This is a genomic window from Paenibacillus sp. 01T422 (genome assembly GCF_056398785.1).
Genome location: NZ_JBFTQB010000797.1, coordinates 1 through 3085, shown reverse-complemented (window position 1 = coordinate 3085; position 3085 = coordinate 1). Strand labels below are relative to the sequence as shown.

At 45.5% G+C, this 3085-nt stretch carries 3 protein-coding genes; all 3 read right to left on the bottom strand.

The features are described from left to right. The coding region (locus tag AC1DUA_RS31415) for a transglutaminase N-terminal domain-containing protein (protein WP_477503478.1) at positions 1-288 on the bottom strand (288 nt) is incomplete at its 3' end. After that, a complete protein-coding gene (locus AC1DUA_RS31410; RefSeq protein ID WP_477503477.1) occupies positions 285-1244 on the bottom strand; it encodes an alpha-E domain-containing protein in 960 nt (319 codons plus the stop codon). The genes AC1DUA_RS31410 and AC1DUA_RS31415, both read right to left, overlap by 4 nt. A 32-nt stretch (positions 1245-1276) precedes the next feature. Beyond that, on the bottom strand, positions 1277-2734 hold the full coding sequence (locus tag AC1DUA_RS31405; protein WP_477503476.1) for a circularly permuted type 2 ATP-grasp protein: 1458 nt from the start codon (positions 2732-2734) through the stop codon (positions 1277-1279). Positions 2735-3085: the final 351 nt, after the last annotated feature.

Genomic DNA, 3085 nt, shown 5'->3' with positions numbered 1-3085 from the left:
GGGGGAGAGGGCTGTGCTCGGGATGTTATCATTATCGTGTGTCACAACGGTAGATCTCATTTTGATCGTGAGTTCACGATGGATTTTATTGACGGTGAAGGYATGCACGCGGTTATGAAAGTAATCAGAATACGTAAAAAAGGGAGATACAGGTTCGGTGATAATACTGTGATGGTAGCAGGATTGACGGTTATCGGTCAGCGGTGTTAAACGAACCTCATTGACACTGTCCTGCGCTGTATCTGTGTAGGAATAACGTGTGATATGCGTAATCTCCAGCTTCTTCATGCAATGACCTCCTCCCTGGAGGGAAAAAAGACTTTGGACATCCGCATGCCCATCAGGTTGCATGATTCACGGAGAGCCTGTAAGGTCATTTCCAATTTACCGGATAAAATATCTTCCTCATCCATGCAGGCCAGGTTAGCTTTCACTTTCCCTGCCAGCTTGGCTAATTTGTGTACCGTCATGTTCAGATCGGGATCTTCGAGCTGGATGCTCTTCAAGGAACGCTCCAACGCTTGAAAAGAGTAGTTGATCGATCTAGGAAAGGCCTCATGCAGCATCAAGTATTTGATGATGTTGGTCAGGTTAACTGTGTCCGCATACTCTCTGCGGAACGATTCATAACCGCTGACAGATTTTAGAACAGAGAGCATCAGCGGGTAAGAGGACACTTCCTCTTTGGCGTAGTCCTGGCATAAGGATTGCAGCAAGCGAAGCAAATTTTCCGCACGCTCCAAATATCGTCCTGCTTCTATGAAATGCCATTCATTTTGGCGTGGCATAACCGAGGTGGCGGCTCCGTGGAACATGGATAAATTGTCACGGACAAACCGATAAAATAAATGCGGTGAATCGCTTGTGATATCGCGGACATCTTTTTCTTTTAGCCACAAATATAAGCCATTCATAATATCCCATAGCTCTGCTGGCATTTTCTCGCGAATATTGCGCAGGTTGGTCCGCGCATGATTGGTGCAGGCGAGCAAAGAGTTCACATTATTTTTATCAAGTGTAATGTATTGAAGGACGTGCTGCTCCGTGCAGCTGCTATATTGCTCGTTAAAAATAGCCCTGTCGCCAATTGTATCAATTAACCGACTCCAAATTTGACCGCTGCTGCTCTCCCGTTCTTCGCGGATATGATAATAAACATCAATTAACCTCGCATGATTCTCCGTTCTTTCTGTATACCGTCCGATCCAGAATAAAGCTTCCGCTGTACGTCCCATCATCACCATATTCCGCTGACCTCCCATCTAAATGTGGATTTCTACGAACTCGTCACCCATGTGTCTTTGCAGCCTCCGCCTTGGGAGGAGTTCACGACGAGTGAACCTTCTTTGAGCGCTACCCGCGTAAGTCCGCCGGGAATGACCTCAATCGTTTCACCTGCGATAACGAAAGCTCGGAGATCAATATGCCGTGCGGCCATGTGGCCATCCATCATGACGGGTGCTCGCGACAGTTGAATGGTTGGCTGCGCGATATATCGATCAGGGTTCGCTATGATTTTCAGCCTGAAATCCGCCAGCTCGCTGTCCGAAGCTGTTGGTCCGATGAGCATGCCGTATCCGCCCGAGAGGGACGTTTCTTTGACGACCATCGTGTCCAGATGTTGGAGCACATGCTCGCGTTCGTCCGGTCTAGATAGAATGTACGTAGGCACGTTATTCAGAATGGGCTCCTCGTTCAAATAGTAGCGAATCATATCGGGAACGTAGGCATAGATGGCTTTGTCGTCCGCTACGCCAGTGCCTGGGGCGTTCACAATGTTGATGTTGCCTGCGCGGTAGGCATTCATAATGCCTGCGACACCGAGCAGTGAACTTGGGTCAAAGGCAAGAGGATCAAGGAAATCATCGTCAATTCTGCGATAAAGCACATCGATTTGGCGAAGTCCTTTGATACTGCGAATGTACACCTTGTGATCGATGACGACGAGATCGTTTCCTTCTACAAGCTCGATTCCCATTTGCTGAGCAAGGAACGTATGCTCGAAGTAAGCTGAATTATAACAGCCTGGTGTAAGGAGGCCGATAACAGGATCTTTTTTCCCTGAGGGACTAAGTCTGCGCAAAGCGGATAGAAATACATTCAAACTTTGTTCGATATCTTGGATGGAATGGCTAAACACGAGCTCGGGGAATAAGTGCGTCATGATGGAACGGCTTTTATATAAGTAGGAAAATCCTGACGGCGATCGGAGATTGTCTTCGAGAACAAAGTACTCACCGTGCTCGTCGCGGATTAAGTCGATGCCAGAAACGGTTACGTACACATCATTAGGAATGGATAGACGCATCATTTCAGGTCGGAAATAGCAGTTCGAGAGAACCATTTTTCTTGGAATAATGCCATCCTTGAGGATGCATTGGTCATGGTAGATGTCCTTAAGGAATAAATTCAGCGCCTTCACGCGTTGACTAAGCCCTTTTTCAAGCTTGAGCCATTCATCCCTTGGGATGATACGTGGAATTGGATCAAAAGGAATCGTGCGTTCTAGCGCCTCGGTCTGATCAGGACTGTAGAGAGTGAAGGTAATTCCTTCTTCCATCATCCGTTTCATGGTAGCTGTTTGGCGCTTGTTCAGATTACCGGATTTCATTGTCATGAACTGACGGAATACAGTTTGATAATGAGAACGAACCGAATAGGCGTTCATAAACATTTCATCGTAAAAGGGGTCGGGATCATAAGGTGTGGTGACCAGATTCTCAGGTTTTGACATCGCAGCTTCCTGGTTTCTTAACTATGCATTCGGAAGCTACATGGAGATAAGGGCCCGAAGCAGAAACCAGGCCTCCTTTCTGATCTTCATTCTTAATTGTGTTAGAAAATATAACGTAAATTGATGGCGATGCCTACATTTTCTTATATTGTAGATTTTTCAGAAAATTATGTCAATATAGCTGACGTAAAATTAATATGACAAAAATCCCTTATAGGTCAAAAGTATTAAAGATTTTCGAAAATTTCTATTTTTGTCTTGCGTTACGACAGAAACAACTATAAAATGTCGAATAAGATAAATGTTAAAAAAATTCACACACTATGTGAATATAGGGGGATGGGGTATGTT

Coding starts and splice junctions, on each gene's coding strand:
- AC1DUA_RS31405 (WP_477503476.1), bottom strand. CDS start 2,734: ATGTCAAAACCTGAGAATCTGGTCACCACACCTTATGATCCCGACCCC.
- AC1DUA_RS31410 (WP_477503477.1), bottom strand. CDS start 1,244: ATGGTGATGATGGGACGTACAGCGGAAGCTTTATTCTGGATCGGACGG.